The 15,010-nt window shown below is 45.0% G+C and carries 15 protein-coding genes and 1 riboswitch; of the genes, 7 read left to right on the forward strand and 8 right to left on the reverse strand.

Annotation, left to right across the window (positions count from 1 at the left end):
* Nucleotides 1-20: 20 nt before the first annotated feature.
* The 3 genes from AB1K89_RS12955 to AB1K89_RS12965 are packed head-to-tail and all read right to left on the reverse strand — an operon-like array spanning nucleotide 21 to nucleotide 2,192.
* Nucleotides 21-668 (reverse strand): response regulator, encoded by a 648-nt coding sequence (locus AB1K89_RS12955; RefSeq protein WP_413055136.1) that lies wholly within the window; start codon nucleotides 666-668, stop codon nucleotides 21-23.
* Complete coding sequence (locus tag AB1K89_RS12960) at nucleotides 665-1,732, reverse strand: sensor histidine kinase (protein WP_413055137.1); 1,068 nt, start codon at nucleotides 1,730-1,732, stop codon at nucleotides 665-667. The genes AB1K89_RS12955 and AB1K89_RS12960 overlap by 4 nt, the downstream gene beginning before the upstream one ends.
* On the reverse strand, nucleotides 1,719-2,192 hold the full coding sequence (locus tag AB1K89_RS12965; RefSeq protein WP_413055138.1) for a GAF domain-containing protein: 474 nt from the start codon (nucleotides 2,190-2,192) through the stop codon (nucleotides 1,719-1,721). Before AB1K89_RS12965 ends, AB1K89_RS12960 begins: the two co-directional genes overlap by 14 nt.
* Nucleotides 2,193-2,446: 254 nt before the next feature.
* Between AB1K89_RS12965 and AB1K89_RS12970 the strand changes: the two genes are divergently transcribed.
* From AB1K89_RS12970 to AB1K89_RS12985, 4 genes are all read left to right on the forward strand, one after another.
* Nucleotides 2,447-3,469 carry a LytTR family transcriptional regulator DNA-binding domain-containing protein gene (locus tag AB1K89_RS12970; RefSeq protein ID WP_413055139.1) on the forward strand — a complete coding sequence of 341 codons (1,023 nt, stop codon included), beginning with the start codon at nucleotides 2,447-2,449 and terminating at the stop codon, nucleotides 3,467-3,469.
* Between the two features lie 233 nt (nucleotides 3,470-3,702).
* Complete coding sequence (locus AB1K89_RS12975) at nucleotides 3,703-4,551, forward strand: ABC transporter ATP-binding protein (RefSeq protein ID WP_413055140.1); 849 nt, start codon at nucleotides 3,703-3,705, stop codon at nucleotides 4,549-4,551.
* A complete protein-coding gene (locus AB1K89_RS12980) occupies nucleotides 4,548-5,255 on the forward strand; it encodes an ABC transporter permease (protein ID WP_413055141.1) in 708 nt (235 codons plus the stop codon). The genes AB1K89_RS12975 and AB1K89_RS12980 overlap by 4 nt, the downstream gene beginning before the upstream one ends.
* 113 nt (nucleotides 5,256-5,368) lie before the next feature.
* Complete coding sequence (locus AB1K89_RS12985; protein ID WP_413055142.1) at nucleotides 5,369-6,055, forward strand: MOSC domain-containing protein; 687 nt, start codon at nucleotides 5,369-5,371, stop codon at nucleotides 6,053-6,055.
* A 22-nt stretch (nucleotides 6,056-6,077) separates the two neighbouring features.
* Here AB1K89_RS12985 and AB1K89_RS12990 read toward each other — a convergent pair whose 3' ends face one another.
* The 3 genes from AB1K89_RS12990 to AB1K89_RS13000 are packed head-to-tail and all read right to left on the reverse strand — an operon-like array spanning nucleotide 6,078 to nucleotide 9,732.
* Nucleotides 6,078-7,139 (reverse strand): ribonucleotide-diphosphate reductase subunit beta, encoded by a 1,062-nt coding sequence (locus tag AB1K89_RS12990; protein WP_413055143.1) that lies wholly within the window; start codon nucleotides 7,137-7,139, stop codon nucleotides 6,078-6,080.
* Nucleotides 7,085-7,534 (reverse strand): flavodoxin, encoded by a 450-nt coding sequence (locus tag AB1K89_RS12995; RefSeq protein WP_413055144.1) that lies wholly within the window; start codon nucleotides 7,532-7,534, stop codon nucleotides 7,085-7,087. Before AB1K89_RS12995 ends, AB1K89_RS12990 begins: the two co-directional genes overlap by 55 nt.
* A complete protein-coding gene (locus AB1K89_RS13000) occupies nucleotides 7,519-9,732 on the reverse strand; it encodes a ribonucleoside-diphosphate reductase subunit alpha (RefSeq protein ID WP_413055145.1) in 2,214 nt (737 codons plus the stop codon). Before AB1K89_RS13000 ends, AB1K89_RS12995 begins: the two co-directional genes overlap by 16 nt.
* 161 nt (nucleotides 9,733-9,893) lie before the next feature.
* A riboswitch (cobalamin riboswitch) is annotated at nucleotides 9,894-10,072 on the reverse strand.
* A 253-nt stretch (nucleotides 10,073-10,325) separates the two neighbouring features.
* Here AB1K89_RS13000 and AB1K89_RS13005 point away from each other — a divergent pair.
* The 3 genes from AB1K89_RS13005 (at nucleotide 10,326) to AB1K89_RS13015 (ending at nucleotide 11,866) form a co-directional block, all read left to right on the forward strand.
* A complete protein-coding gene (locus tag AB1K89_RS13005) occupies nucleotides 10,326-10,691 on the forward strand; it encodes a PH domain-containing protein (RefSeq protein WP_413055146.1) in 366 nt (121 codons plus the stop codon).
* A 181-nt stretch (nucleotides 10,692-10,872) separates the two neighbouring features.
* Nucleotides 10,873-11,349: an NUDIX domain-containing protein gene (locus AB1K89_RS13010; protein ID WP_413055147.1), complete on the forward strand. Its 477-nt coding sequence runs from the start codon at nucleotides 10,873-10,875 to the stop codon at nucleotides 11,347-11,349.
* Between the two features lie 55 nt (nucleotides 11,350-11,404).
* Nucleotides 11,405-11,866, forward strand: a complete 462-nt coding sequence (locus AB1K89_RS13015; RefSeq protein WP_413055148.1) for a hypothetical protein — start codon at nucleotides 11,405-11,407, stop codon at nucleotides 11,864-11,866.
* Nucleotides 11,867-12,120: 254 nt separating this feature from the next.
* On the opposite strand, the gene AB1K89_RS13020 is transcribed toward AB1K89_RS13015, so the two are convergent.
* Nucleotides 12,121-13,383, reverse strand: a complete 1,263-nt coding sequence (locus tag AB1K89_RS13020; RefSeq protein ID WP_413055149.1) for an erythromycin esterase family protein — start codon at nucleotides 13,381-13,383, stop codon at nucleotides 12,121-12,123.
* 394 nt (nucleotides 13,384-13,777) lie between these two features.
* The gene (locus tag AB1K89_RS13025; protein ID WP_413055150.1) at nucleotides 13,778-14,926 is read right to left on the reverse strand and encodes a DUF3221 domain-containing protein; all 1,149 of its coding nucleotides are present in this window, start codon (nucleotides 14,924-14,926) and stop codon (nucleotides 13,778-13,780) included.
* Nucleotides 14,927-15,010 lie beyond the last annotated feature (84 nt).

A 15,010-nucleotide genomic window follows, 5' to 3' on the forward strand; every position in this document is an offset into this window, starting at 1 on the left:
GTCGTCAAACTCGCCCTACGTTAGAAGTTCAGAAACTTCTTTCGTAACGCATATTCCACAAGTTCCGGCCTGCTTTTCAAATTCAGTTTTTCCATTATCTTCGCTTTGTGCGCTTCCACCGTCTTGACGGAAATATAAAGCATTTCAGCGATCTCTTTATTCCCATATCCTTTCGCGACTAGCGGAAGGACTTCGATTTCCCTTCGCGACAAGATTTTATACGGATCCGTCTCGGCTTCATCGACATCCTTTTTCACGAATTGCCGTACGAGGGAGGTTGCCATGGAAGGGTGGATATAAGTTCCTCCGTCATAGACCGTCCGAATCGCCGACAACAATTCCTCGTCCGGGGAGTTTTTCAATACATAACCAGATGCTCCGTTTTTCAATACATGGAAAAGATACTCTTCATCATCGTACATCGTCAGGATGACGACTTTCGTTTCGGGAAAATCCTCTTTGATCTTCCCTGTTGCAATCAAACCGCTCTCCCCGGGAGGCATGCTCAAATCCATGAGCAGAATGTCGGGGCGGTGCTTTGCCACTTGTTCATACGCTTCCAATCCGTCCGCCGCGGTCGCTACTACTTCCATATCGTCTTGAAAGTTCAATATGTGCATGAAACCACTGCGGACGACCGCATGATCATCGGCAATGATGATCTTCAATCGTCAACTCCTCCTTTAGCAACCGGGACTTCCAACTGGATGACAGTCCCTTTCCCGATTTCGGAACGGATTTGAAGGCGCCCGTCAACGAGTTCCGCCCGTTCTTTCATGCCATAGATGCCTAACCCCGTACCTTTCGGGTCCATATTTTTCAAGTCGAACCCTTTTCCTTCATCCATGACAATTAAATGAAGCAGACCTTCCGCTTCATACAAGCGGACAACCAGTTCATCGACATCCGCATATTTCAGCGCGTTGAACACCGCTTCCTGACAGATGCGGTAGACGATTGTCTCGATCTCGCCTTCATACCGCTTGGATTCAAGTTCCGGATGGAAATGGACTATAAGGCCATAGTTCTTTTCAACCCATTTGAAGTGTGTGCGGAAAGCGGCTTCCAAACCGAGATCATCGAGCGTGGCCGGCCGCAGTTCGACGGACAGATGGCGGATGTCATCCAATAACCGCATGAGCGAGCCTTCCGTCTGCTGCACTTTCTTCAAGACTTCCTCTTCGATGTTCATATATTTCAAGACGCGCAAATCGACCAATGAACTGAGCATTTCCTGCGCCACGCTATCATGAAGCTCTCGCGAAAGTCGTTTTCGCTCGTCCTCCTGGGCTTTGATCACCCGTTTCATCATCAGCTTCTGATTCAATTCCTCTTGTGTTTTGAATTGGTGGGTCAAATCCCTCAGCATGAATACACGGATTCCCGTCTTTGCATCAATCGTCTGGATGCTCCCGGAATAAGGGATGACGCCCCTTCCTTTCGTATCAAAATATACTTGGAAGGAACTGATGTCCTCGTCCGGGTTGGCCATATAGCACGCGACACACGTCAACGGGTCATCGGCGCTCGTATAGCCTTTGCACGCTTTGCATATCGCTCCTGCGCTGCCCGCTATCATCTGTTCGTAGACATCTTTATCCAAGATCTCTTCCGCCGCAGAATTCATTGCTAACACTTTCCCTTGACGATCAAAAAAGAAGATGGCTTCATCGGAATTCCCGTATAGTTTCATTAACAGATCTGACAACTGCACATTCTCAGTCCGACTCATCGTTCACCATCTCCTTATTGTAAAATGGACCGAACTCCTCTCCGATCTCCTGCTTGAATTTCTCAAACTGCACATCCGTCAGCTTCCCGCCCGTCCGGTATCCGACAAGTAATACGCCCTTTACACGATTGTGTTTATAGAGGGGTATCGCTCCGAAGCTTTTGAGTCCTTCCGTTGCGACAATCGGATAATTAAACAGATTGTCGCCGCTCCATTCTTCATCCACATCCCCGACAAACACCGGCTTGCCCGTCTTGAAAACGAGTCCTGCCAGTCCTTTGCCCGATTGCAATGTAATGCGTCGATAGCGCTCGTTCCGATTCCCCGTCACATACGTCCATCTCAATTCAAATCTACGTTCCGGCGATTGGACGAGCGCGATGCCGACGAAATCAAATCCGAATAACTCTTTCAAACGCTCAATTTCTTGCTCGTAATTAAATCCTGCCTGATCTTTCATCACCATTGCTCCCTATGGACAACTCTTTATCTTTTACGTGTATTTACGGACAATCTTCTATACAGAAATAAGGATTAAACCTCTTTATCCTTATTCTACACGTTATCTACTAATCAGAATAGTTTTATAAGGGTTTTCCCGTAAAATCGAGGCATATTCGAAATTGTTGTCCATTTTAAATGATTGCTCATTCATAATTGAAATAACTGGTATAATACTTCTAACTAAATAGACTTATAAACGGGGGATGTTGGGTGTCACTTCAATTTATTAATGCAGAAAAACGGATTCATGATTCCGTCGTCTTTCCTGCATTTGATTTGTCGATAGAACCAGGAAAATTAGTTGCCGTTTATTCGAGTGTCAACGTCCGCGAGCAGCTAATTGAACTGTTGCTTGAAAAATCAAAGCTGTCGAATGGTGAAATTCGAATTGGGGAAAGCGGCATCTCAGAAAGCAAGTCGAAAATCGGCTTTTACTTTCTTCACGATGGCCTCTATGAACGGTTATCCGTTGAAGAAATGATTCAATTCACGAAGCGGCTTTACCTATCAAACAAGCCAATCGGGGAAGTTATCCAAACCGTTCAATTGGATTCAAAACGCCGGGTGAAAATAAAGCATTTATCTTATTCGGAAAGAAAACGTGTCCAGCTTGCCTGCTCACTCATGCAGAATGCAGCAATCCATATCTTTGAAGAACCTGACCAAAATCTTGATTTGGAATCAAAACGGATTTTCCTTTCCGTACTGCAACGGCTGAAACAAGAGGGCCGCAGCGCATTCATATTAACGGGAAATATGGAAAGTGCAGTCACAGCTGCCGATCACATCTTCCGCTTGGACGAAAATGGGCTGCATACCGTCCAAATCGAAGCGGATGAAGAATCAAATAGGGAGATTGAAAACTCTTCTCCCGTCGCAGAATCCATATCACCTGTCCGTTTCGAAAAGATTCCTACGAAGGTCAATGAAAAAATCGTCTTATTCGAGCCGCCGGAAATAGATTATATTGAAAGCAATGAAGGACAATCCTTTTTACATATTAAGGGGGAATCCTTCCCTTCCCCTTCAACGTTGAATGAATTGGAAGTGCGCTTACTCCCCTTCGGCTTCTTCCGCTGCCACCGATCGTACATCGTGAACTTGCAAAAAGTTCGGGAGGTAATCACTTGGACGAGAAACAGTTACAGCCTTGTTTTGGATAACAATGATAAATCGACAATTCCTTTATCGAAAACAAAGATGGTAGAGCTAAAAGAGATGCTTGGATTATGAATTTGTAGAAAATTGTATTATTTCCTCGGAAATATTTTGACAGAATCCGACGATTCAGCCTTGGAAATGCTCCGTTCATTATTTGCAGCGGGAAATCGAATACAATTCACGATCCATTCACCTGGAATTTCGCTCTATTCGCCCTCTGCTAGACTCTTTTCATCCGAGAATTGATGTTGTTAATTTTATTTTCACTTATTCTGAAAGTACAAATAAGAAATAGGAGGATGGGAATGGATAACATTATTGAGGTGAACAGTTTAGCAAAAGTCTTTGCGAACCAAACAGCAATTGAAAGTGTCGACTTCCAAGTGAAGAAAGGGGAAATCTTCGGATTCCTAGGACCAAGTGGCTCTGGAAAAACGACAACGATAAAAATTTTGACCGGCCAATTAACACCTACTAGCGGGATTGCGAAAGTGTTCGGAGAACCCGTTTCACAGCTTAAGAAATCAGATTACCGCAGGCGGTTCGGGGTGCTTACAGATACTAGCGGCTTATATGGAAGGCTATCGATCTACGATAACTTAAAACTGTATTGTGATTTATACGAAGTGCCCCACTCAAAAATTGATGAGGTGCTTGACGCTGTTAATTTGAAACAAGAGAAATCGAAGAAAGTGTCGACTTTATCAAAAGGAATGACTCAACGTGTGACACTTGCGAGGACTTTGATTCACGAACCGGAATTGCTATTCCTCGACGAGCCGACGTCCGCGCTCGACCCGACGAATTCTCTTCATATCCATGAGGGTTTGCGGGCTCTTAATGAAAAAGGAACGACGATTTTCCTGACGACGCATGATATGCATGAAGCAGAGTCTCTCTGTGACAGGGTCGCTTTCCTAAATAAAGGGAAAATCCAGCTTCTGGGCACACCGGATAAATTGAAAAAGAGCTATTCCGATTTGACAATCACAGTAGAATTGACAAATGAAGAAAAAGTGATCTTGCCCGCAGGCTCTGAAGGTGCAAATCAATTATTTGAGTATATGAATACGAATCAAGTCGTTACAATCCATTCGAACGAACCGACATTAGGTGACATTTTCGTACAAGTGACAGGGAGGAAGTTGGCATGATGATTTCATTGAAACGCATGAATGCGATATTTCAGAAAGACTTTAAGGATTTTTCACGGAATTTTGCGGTATCGACAGTCATCTTCGTCCCCCTGTTTTTAGCCGCTTTTTACGGTCGAATGGGAGTTGACTCGATTGAATCCCATTACATGCTTATCAATATGACGTTTGGAATGGTAGCCGCATTTGTCCAATGTTGTTTGATTGCTGAGGAGAAAGAGAAAAACACATTGCGCGGTCTCATGCTATCCCCAGCTAGCACAGCCGAAATCCTAGGCGGGAAAAGCTTGTTGACATTCATTTTCACGATGGTTATCGTCTTTTTCACTGCCTATTTGGCAGAATATAAACCTGCTAATATTGCTGTCATTGTCGTGGCGGTCGTCTTATCTTCTTTCTTCTATATTGCATTAGGGACGCTGCTCGGCCTCTATTCGAAGTCGGTTTTGGAGGCGTCTGTCATCGTCATGCCGGTTATCCTCATCTTTTCGCTCGGCTCGTTCATTCCGATGATTGTGGCGGAATATCCGTTTTTAAAAGCGGCTACTTATTTGCCGAACTTGCAATTAATCGAATTGGCGAAAAAAGTAGAGGCGGGAGCTGGCTTCTCGGGCGTGCTTATCGAACTAGCTATCATTTTAGGATGGGTCATTGCAGCTATTATAACGACGGTTGTCATCTACCGAAAACGGATGGTCGATTAATCTGAAACAAGCGCTCAGATTTATTGTCGGGTTCATTGTCGGTGTGCTTGCCATCATCATCTACAAAATGTTTTTTGCTTGATTGACAAAATATTGTAAGGGGCGAATGAACCGTGGGGAGAATTGTTATTCATTCATTGAATGTAGGCAAGCCACGTGACTTGCAGTTCGGAAAAAAAGAAGTAACTACCGGAATCAATAAAAAACCGGTTACAGAGCCCATCTATTTATCTACACTGAATTTTACCGGTGATGGGCAAGGCGATCTCGTCAATCATGGCGGAAAAGATAAGGCTGTTTGTGTATATCCGTTCGAGCATTATTCATATTGGGAGAGCGAATTGGAAAAGCCGCTGCATTCAGGAGCATTTGGTGAAAACTTGACCTTAAGAGGGTTAACTGAGGATGAAGTTTACATCGGGGATTCATTTCAAATCGGCGAAGCTGTCGTGCAAGTGAGCCAGCCGCGGCAACCTTGTTATAAGCTGTCGATCGTTCATGAACGCAATGACATGCCAGTGCTTGTGCAAAACATAGGCTATACAGGTTATTATTTCCGTGTGCTGAAGGAAGGTATCGTCTCCCCTTCCGACGAGTTGGTCCATATTTCGCGGCCCACTTTAGCCATCTCTGTGACCGAGGCAAACCGTCTCATGTATCATGATAAAGATAATATGGAAAGCATCCAAAATCTGCTGAAGTTGGATGAGTTATCGGAGAGCTGGAGAAAGACGTTTCTGAAGCGGCTGGCTGGCATTGAAGCCATTAACGACGGAAAAAGTAAGAACGCAAGCTACTAAAAATAGCTGCGTTCTTTTTTCATTATAAATCATCAAAGCCATTCAAATCACTCGTTTTCACATATTGCCTCGACGTCTGTTCGAAGAAATCCGTTTTCGTATCGTCAAAGTTATCGACATACGCTCGGATCCATTTCATCGGATTGTCGGTGAATTCCGGGTAAATCTCACTCAATCCAAGCATTCTAAGCATTTTATTCGCACGGTACTTCACATAGCCTGCCATTTCGTCCAGGTCGATTCCATCAATCTCCCCTAGCACATAACGGCTCCAAATGATTTCCTGCTCGACCGAATGGCGGAATTGATCATAAATCCATTCCGTGAAAGCTTGGGTATTGTACGCAGGGTTTTCAGCAAGCGCGGCGCGAAAAATGTCACTGATCGCCTTGCCGTGCTGCAATTCGTCCCGATTGATGTAGGAAATCATTGTCGACGTGCCAACCATTTTCTGATGGCGTGCAAGGTTATAGAAAAATGCAAAGCCGCTGTAGAAAAACAAGCCTTCCAGCAATGTCGTGTACACCATCGCCTTCAACACCGTTTCAATCGTTGGATTCTCTGCGAATTCGTTGTAGATGTCGACAATCCGCTCGTTCCGCTTCATAAGAACTTCATCGGTGCGGCCCATTTCAAATGAAGCCATCTGCTTGTCCAACGTCGTTACCGATGACAGGACGTACGCGTAGCTATGGTTATGCTCGCTTTCCTGATCGGCGATCGTTGCCATGATGGATTTCACCGAAGGATCGGTTGCGAAATCCGCGATTTTCATGGCGATTACGGTTTGGGGTCCGTCCAATGTCGCAAGCAATCCGATGATCTTAAGGAAAGCTTCCTGCTCCGCTTTCGACAAATTCGGAAATTGTTTCACATCCTGCGTCATATCGACTTCATTCGCCGTCCAAAAAAGGGAGCGGATTTTTTGTCGCAATGTGTAGAAATGAGGATGGGCAAGGTCATTCCAATTCAGAATGCCGCTCGCTTTCCCCCCGAATATCGCTGTTGATTTATTTTGATGTGCCGGGTTCAGCACTTTAACGCGTGTAAGTGTCGCCAATGTTGTAAAACTCCTTTCGACCATTCAATGACTTTTTGTTCCTGCGTACCACGAGGGCTTTGCTCGATTGTAAGAGGTTCAACTTCAGAATCATAAAACCGCGCCAGTTTAACAGCGGCATGGCAAAAGAGCTCATCCCCTCCAAACTGTGTATCTCCGGTTCCGAAGACGTAGACGTTTCTCGGTTTGAACCCAATATCCGCGACAAAATCCTTCACTTCGTCAGGCGTGGCACCCTTGTCCCATGTGAATGAACCGAGAATCATTGCATCGACCTCGCGTGGATTCGGCAACGGGCCGGTTCCAATCCGATGCATGGTTACGTCCATTCCTTCCGACAGCAGCGTCTCCTCCACTATTTCTGCCACTTCCTCCGTATTGCCGCTCCACGATGCATACGCAATCAGGAATGACACCATTCGCACTCCTCGATATCGGAAGCTGTCGACCTCATGTAATACGTCGTCTTCATGCCTGATTTCCAAGCCTGCATATGCAAATCGAGGAGGACGGACGCACGGATATTGTTCGGCACATAGACGTTGAAAGAAATTGCCTGGTCAATATGGCGCTGTCTTGCCGCATTCTGCTTGATGGACCAGCGCTGATCGACAATATACGCGGAACGGCGGTACACATCATATGTGTTGTGATCGAGATCCGGCGCAATGACCGGCAGCTTGTAGTCTTTCTTTTCCTCGTGATAGAACGCTTTGAAGATTGGATCGATGGAAGCTGTAGATCCTGCGATGACGGACGTAGAGCTATTCGGCGCAACCGCCATCAAATAACCGTTTCGGATGCCATTCGTCGCCACGTCGATTCGCAATTCCCGCCATTCCTTCGAATCGTATCCACGTTGTTCGAAATAAATCCCGTTTTGCCAATCCGATCCTTCGAATAAAGGGTAAGCCCCTTTTTCACTCGCCAATTCCATCGATGCTTTGATCGTTAAATAGGCAATTTTCTCGTATAGTTCATCCGCATAGTCAACTGCCTCATCCGATTCCCATTGGATATTCTTCAAAGCGAGCAGATGGTGCCAACCGAATGTTCCGAGCCCGATGCCGCGGTATCGGCCATTGGTCCGTTGCGCCTGGACGACCGGAATTTTATTCAAATCGATGACGTTGTCGAGCATGCGGACTTGGATTTTGATGAGTCGCCCCAATACGTCCGCAGGTACTGCACGTCCAAGGTTGATGGACGACAAGTTACAAACGACGAAGTCTCCCGGTTTAGAGCGTGTTACTACAATATCGTCCTCAAGCGTTACAGTTTCAAACTCAGTCGGACTCATATTTTGCATGATTTCTGTGCAAAGGTTACTCGAATACACCATCCCTTCATGCTTATTCGGATTGGCGCGGTTTACTTCATCACGGTAAAACATAAATGGCGTCCCTGTTTCAAGCTGGCTGCGCATGATACGTTTCATAATTTCAATCGCCGGCACGGTCTCCTTCGTCAATTCAGGGTGGTTGACACATTCCTCATACTTCTGACGGAATGAACCGCTTCCCTTAGTTTCATCATAATGATCCTCAAGCGAATACCCCATTACAGTCCGCACTTCATGCGGGTCGAATAAATGCCAGTCGTCTCGTGCTTCGACTTGCTCCATGAATATATCCGGCAGGCAGACGCCCGTGAAAATATCATGCGCACGCAAGCGATCATCCCCGTTGTTCAGCTTGAGATCGAGGAATGTGAAGATGTCCTTATGCCACACATCCAGGTAGACGGCAATTGCACCCTGACGCTGGCCGAGTTGATCGACGCTGACGGCCGTATTGTTTAGTTGCTTGATCCATGGAAGGACGCCGCTTGATGCCCCTTTGAACCCTCTTATCGAAGAGCCGCGGGAACGGACCTTGCCCATGTAAACGCCGATGCCGCCACCGTATTTCGATAGATTGGCAATATCAGTATTGCTGTCGTAAATGCCTTGCAGCGAATCATCTACAGTATCGATAAAGCAGCTCGACAGCTGTCCATGCGGTTTGCCCGCGTTCGCAAGCGTCGGCGTCGCGACCGTCATATAGAGATTGCTCATCGCCCAATACGCCTCGGCAATTTTATCGAGACGATTTTCCGTTTCATTTTGCATGAGCGTCATCGCAATAATGAGCCAACGTTCTTGTGGAAGCTCGACTGGCTGTTTGTTGAAATCAACTGCAGCATAACGATCCATCAACGTTTTCAACCCGATGTAAGTGAATAGCTTGTCCCGCTCTGGCTTTATGATTTGACCAAGCTTCTCCAATTCATCACGTGAATATTTTTCAAGCAATTCTGTTGTATACAAGCCTTTCTGAACGAGCCTCTCCACATGCTCGGCAAAATTCGTGTAAGCTTTCGTGCCCCGCAACTGTTCCTGACGAGAATAAACTTCCTGCAAATAGATCCGCGCAGCTACAAATGTCCAGTACGCTGAGGCTTCGTCAATATTGCTGAGCGCCTCCAAAATCATTGCTTTCGACCAGTCAGAGTCGGTACCTTCAGGATGACGCTCTCTCCAGCGTCGACTCGCTGAAATAAGCGCTTCCAACTTCTCCGCCCCAAATTCAGCTTGCAGCTTGTCCATAATGTCTGTTCTTTCAGTAATGAGTGTCATTCAATCCATCTCCTTTTAGCTTTGAAATGAAAAAAGCGATGATTCCACCTCTTCGGTGGAGTCATCGCTCATGGTTTTTGATTAGGAAACAGATCGGGATTCGCTTGAAAAATGAAAGCAAAGAACCCGCTCGCTTCCACCTCTCAACCCCCGAAGAAAGTGTCGCTTGACGATGGACGGCAGGTCTACTGGCTAACGCTTCCTCCTTCCGTCTCCCTTCCCGCTAGCCAAAGCTGCAGTGGTTTTGAGACGGTCGTCTGCGTTTACAGTTGCGGGGACAGCTCCGATTTGCGGATTCCCTATTAAACCGATAACGGTACCATTCCATCGTTCAATACTATATGTTGTGCCTTATGTACATCTACTACCCTAACATGTTGTGTTTTAATCGTAAATAGGTAGAAAGATATTTTATGAGTTTTAATTAAATTTTCGGGTGACCACAGGAATTTCCGGTATTGCTGGTTCTCCCAACACTGTCGCTTTGGTCGCAGTCTTGCGACTCAATCCTACAAAAGTAAAATAATTTACAATTCACTCTATACTTCCATAGACTAGTATGTAATGATACACATAAAAAGGAGGTATTGATGATGGCTGATTTAACTGCAATGATGGCTTGGACGTTTACGGAAGAAGTTGCTGTTCCCGACGAGATTACGGATTTGCTCATTGACGGTGAAGTGGCTGAGGTTGCTTATAAAACAATCCGGGACGTTGCGGTTGTGACAAACAAACGATTTATCATCGCGGACAAGCAAGGGTTAACAGGTAAAAAGGTGGAGATCTACACAATTCCATTCAAGTCGATCAATATGTATTCCACTGAAAATGCAGGACGGATCGATTTTAATGCTGAAATTGAATTGTGGACGAAGGCAGGAAAATTCAAATTGAATTTGAATAAAAAAGTCGATGTCCGTAAACTCGATAAAATCATAGCGAATGCCATACTTTAAATGACAGAGCCGTGCAATTGGATCCACGGGATCATTTGTCAGGGAGAAAAAATCAAATAACAAACTACTCGGAGACACAATTCAAAAATAAATTAGGTGTCTCATTTTTGCTACTGCATCAACACTAGTTGAAGATGGAGTTTATCACAAAAAATAAACTGAAACAAAAGGTCGGGTGTGTATGATAAAAATGCGAATAATGACTGGGGCCTATCTTTTTTGTGACAATAAACTTTTGATGTTGAAACGTTCCAAAGATAGAGCATTAGCATCTAATTTATGGACTGGAATTGGTGGACATGTCGAAGCTAATGAACATAATAATCCTGAAGAGTCTTGTTTAAGAGAGATTTTCGAAGAGACGGGAATAAGAAGGAATGAAATAGAGCAACTTAAACTTCGTTATATATTAATGCGAAGAAGCAAAGATGAAATTCGCCAACACTATATTTATTTCGGAAATACATCAAAGTTGAATTTTATAAATTCAGATGAAGGTGCTCTGCATTGGATAGACCTTTCGAAGATTTTAAACTTAGAAATGCCTTTGACCGTTAGTCATATGCTTAATCATTATTTCAATGATCCGAATGAACAATCGGTGTATATAGGGTCAGTTAATCACTCGAAGATGGAATGGTCTTGTCTCGCTGAATAGCTTCACTTCTTTATTTAATAAAGAGGTAGGTTAGTGGAAATAATGGAGGCTATATATGAAGAATGCATTAGCTGTGTCTTTTTTATTGATTATACTAATTCTCTCTGCATGTAATAATGTAGTCGATAATGAACCAGAAGAAAGTATTGATGCTTCAACTGATCAAATTGACGGTAGAGACAATAAGGCTCGAATCCTAAAGGTTGATACAGATTTAGAAGTGAAAAACGGATGGCATATTGCTCCAGAAGGTGTTCATACAATGACTATCTCTGCGGAAGTAGAAAATGTTGAAACGATACTATTTTGGATAACCCCAACAGGAACAGGGACTTGGGGGGAAAGAACTCTTATTGGCCACGACATAGATGGAAATGATGGATGGTCTATTGAATGGGAGTTTGGCGATAGGACATTCCACGACCATATTACTGTTCAGGCTTTGGGAAGCGATTTTGCAACACTAGCAAGCGAGACATTGAATGTTCATTCTGTTAACGAGGCGGATGGGGAATAATTTAATATGATATTCATTTATTACTTGAAGAATGTTGATCTGCTAACAGCCGAAGTTCATCATCAAATTGTCATAGTAAAACTGCACCTCCAATTGTCAGATGGGTGTCCAACAATTGGGGTGAAGTTCAATTTATGAGCGTTTTTAATTTCTATTGGTTAGTTTCTGTTGTAGTAGAAACGATTAGGGTCCTATTTACACTCAAATAGCGATTTTCTCCCCGTCAACCGAACCCGTTATCGGATGCCTGTCTTTCATTTACTCAAATCAATTGGTGTTAATGCCTTAGTTTCTTTAATAAAAACAAAACCATCATACCGGCTGCCGACTCTCGATGACACATAATTACCATACGCTTCGAATTCCGGATTATAGACAACCCCGATGGCGCGATGGCCGATCCATTCGTTGAATAAATGACGGTTCTCCTCTGTAAACAGAATGACTTGATCCTCTGCTTTTGCCGCATGCATATGCCCTTCCCATGAATTGAACTTGGCGGGTGGCACATTCATCTCTTGAAACGGTTCTCCCCAGCTTTCGCCGGCAATGACGGTCCCTTCATACGTCCCAAAGCCGATGGCAAATGTGTCTTCCATTCCATATTTCTCCCGGACGAGCTGCCCGACGTTAATCATATCGTGGTCGGCCATCGATGTTTCGGACGCATCGCCGACATGAGTGTTATGTTCCCAAATAATAATTTTGGCGTCTTCCCCGTGATAATTCAAGATTTCACCGATCGCCTCCACCATATGCATATCGCGTATATTCCACGAGATGGCGTCGTCCTGCATCATCGCTCGATAATACGATTCCGCATTTTTCGCAACTAATGCATTCATCGTCACATTCAAGTCTTTCTCCTGTTCATTCGAATAAAGGTCTTCATGACTGCGGATCGTAGTCAGCAAGTTTGTAACTTCCCGGATGCATTCCTCCGTGAAATGGGCGGTCGACAGCGCATAGTGCTCCGGCATCCGGTTGTACGGCTCAAAACAGGAGAATGCCTTTTTCGCCAACTCTAGATCCATTTCATACTGTGGATTCTCCCGCAGAAAGCGAAGCACTTCATCGATGGATTCATACAAGCTATACATATCGATGCCGTAAAACCCTGTTTTTTCGGCTTCTTCCTTGCCGTCATTATCGACTTTCAACCATTCAACAAGCTCCTCGACTTCTTCATTCGCCCACATCCACGTCGGCCAGCGATTGAAGGACTCCGTCAAAACTTGACGAGCAGATCTCCCTTCTTCATCAAACCCTTTCACATATCGATTGACCGACTGAGCAGATGGCCAATCGCCCTCCACCGCAATGATGGTAAATCCTTTTTCCTGAATCAGTCGTTTGGATAAAGCCGCCCGAACTTTGTAAAACTCTGAAGTTCCATGCGTCGCTTCACCTAGCATGACAATTCGGGCATCTCCAATTCTGTCCAAAATAGTATCGAGCGCTTTATCATTTAACGGGAGTGAATGCTCCTGTATCGCAGAAATCAGTTTTTTCGACAAATCAATCCCTCCTTCATCAATAGCATACCCATGGGGTCTTGTCGGAAACCGGGGGAGTGTTCATCGCAGCGCAAAAAGGTTATCACCGACTCTCGGGCCTTTATCACCGACTCGGGGCACTTTATCACCGACTCTCGTGAATTTATCACCGATTGACTACAATTCAAGGTGTTTTTGAATGAATTTGCTTATCGTTTGCGCATTTTTTCCATGCCAAAAAGGTTTATCACCGTTCAAGCATACTTTATCACCACTCAGATGCACTTTATCACCGCTTAAGCGACGTTTATCACCGCTCGGAAGGCGTTTATCACCACTTTAGCGGACTTTATCACCGTTCGCCCGATTTTCCCCATAAAAAACAACCGCCTACAAGAGACGGTTGCCCAAACTTCTATCGGTCCTCAACTTCCAACGGTCCTTCCCCGTCATCCGGCAGCAGCTTGAAAACCCACTTCCCTTCTTCCTCGTCAAAAGAAACTTCCTCGATAACAACAAAGCCATTGGATAATCTCTCACCCGCCAATGCTAATGCCTTCGCAACGGCCTGCGACTCGGAAAGCTTTGCATTCACCGGCTTATAGTCCGGCATAATCTCGACAAACTTCGCGCTTCCCTGTCCAGGATACGATTCCATTATCGGACCGGACCTTTCCACTTTTACACGTTGGCCGATTTTCAGCTTGTCGGCTTCCGGGAATTTATAATACACAACGTCTACAGTTCCCCCTGCGACAAAAATTCTCCCATCACCGGCGGCCAAGATGAATCCCCCATCTATTACCGGAGTATCCGTGTATGTTTGTTCAGGAGCAATGATAGTCGATTCCCCCGGCTCCGCAACCATCCTTCCGTCTTGCGTAAAATTGATTGTATGATCGGCGAAAAGCTCACGTAGCTCCTGTTGCTGCCCCGGTTTCAGGAAATCATGGGTAACTTCAATATCGCCTGTGATGACATCGACGTACAGACCGAATGAACCCCGTTTCGATTCAATTCCTTTTAACGCTTCCGCGACTTCATCCTGCAAATCGTAAAGCTCCTTTTCCGTATGAGGACTGCGGAATATATAGATCGGTTCCGCCAAAATCTCGCCTGCATCCACTTTCGGCTGCAGCTGATCAAGCAATTGATGAACACGTTCATCCGGCTCTTTGACTCCAATCCACACGCCGGATTGCTCAGCACCTTTCGTCTGTAGTTCAAAGAAGATGACGCCTTCTTGACGAATGCCACCTTCGCCGTAGACTTTTTCCACCGCCTCGATGGCAGCGGGTCCCTCAATTGTATTAACGTTCAAATCCTCCACCGTTTCTATCGTAGGCTCCTCAAACTCAGGGGGCGTTTCTATAGTGGCCCTCTTGTCCCGCTTAGGCGTCTCTTCAACGGTTTGCTTCAGTTCGGCAATAATTTCGCGCCCACTCACTTTTTTCAACGTTGGCCATTCGCTATCTTCAACAGAGCTATTTTGCGGGGACGCATCCGTTCCACATCCTCCCAATATCAAAGCAGCACCCAATAGTATTGACACGCTATATTTCATTCCAAAACCTCCCATTCACTAAGTTAGACGGATGATTTGTTTAAAAGTTACGACTAAAACCCATTGACACTCTTTCTACGATTT

It is taken from the genome of Sporosarcina pasadenensis (genome assembly GCF_047228845.1).
Taxonomy (GTDB): Bacteria; Bacillota; Bacilli; order Bacillales_A; family Planococcaceae; genus Sporosarcina.

What these genes read in the sequence shown, in the direction of transcription:
- AB1K89_RS13005 (WP_413055146.1), top strand. Translation starts at nt 10,326, where the DNA reads ATGGCTGATTTAACTGCAATGATGGCTTGGACGTTTACGGAAGAAGTT.
- AB1K89_RS12975 (WP_413055140.1), top strand. Translation starts at nt 3,703, where the DNA reads ATGGATAACATTATTGAGGTGAACAGTTTAGCAAAAGTCTTTGCGAAC.
- AB1K89_RS13010 (WP_413055147.1), top strand. Translation starts at nt 10,873, where the DNA reads ATGATAAAAATGCGAATAATGACTGGGGCCTATCTTTTTTGTGACAAT.
- AB1K89_RS13015 (WP_413055148.1), top strand. Translation starts at nt 11,405, where the DNA reads ATGAAGAATGCATTAGCTGTGTCTTTTTTATTGATTATACTAATTCTC.
- AB1K89_RS12960 (WP_413055137.1), bottom strand. Translation starts at nt 1,732, where the DNA reads ATGAGTCGGACTGAGAATGTGCAGTTGTCAGATCTGTTAATGAAACTA.
- AB1K89_RS13025 (WP_413055150.1), bottom strand. Translation starts at nt 14,926, where the DNA reads ATGAAATATAGCGTGTCAATACTATTGGGTGCTGCTTTGATATTGGGA.
- AB1K89_RS12965 (WP_413055138.1), bottom strand. Translation starts at nt 2,192, where the DNA reads ATGAAAGATCAGGCAGGATTTAATTACGAGCAAGAAATTGAGCGTTTG.
- AB1K89_RS12990 (WP_413055143.1), bottom strand. Translation starts at nt 7,139, where the DNA reads ATGGTCGAAAGGAGTTTTACAACATTGGCGACACTTACACGCGTTAAA.
- AB1K89_RS12995 (WP_413055144.1), bottom strand. Translation starts at nt 7,534, where the DNA reads ATGGTGTCATTCCTGATTGCGTATGCATCGTGGAGCGGCAATACGGAG.
- AB1K89_RS12980 (WP_413055141.1), top strand. Translation starts at nt 4,548, where the DNA reads ATGATGATTTCATTGAAACGCATGAATGCGATATTTCAGAAAGACTTT.
- AB1K89_RS13000 (WP_413055145.1), bottom strand. Translation starts at nt 9,732, where the DNA reads ATGACACTCATTACTGAAAGAACAGACATTATGGACAAGCTGCAAGCT.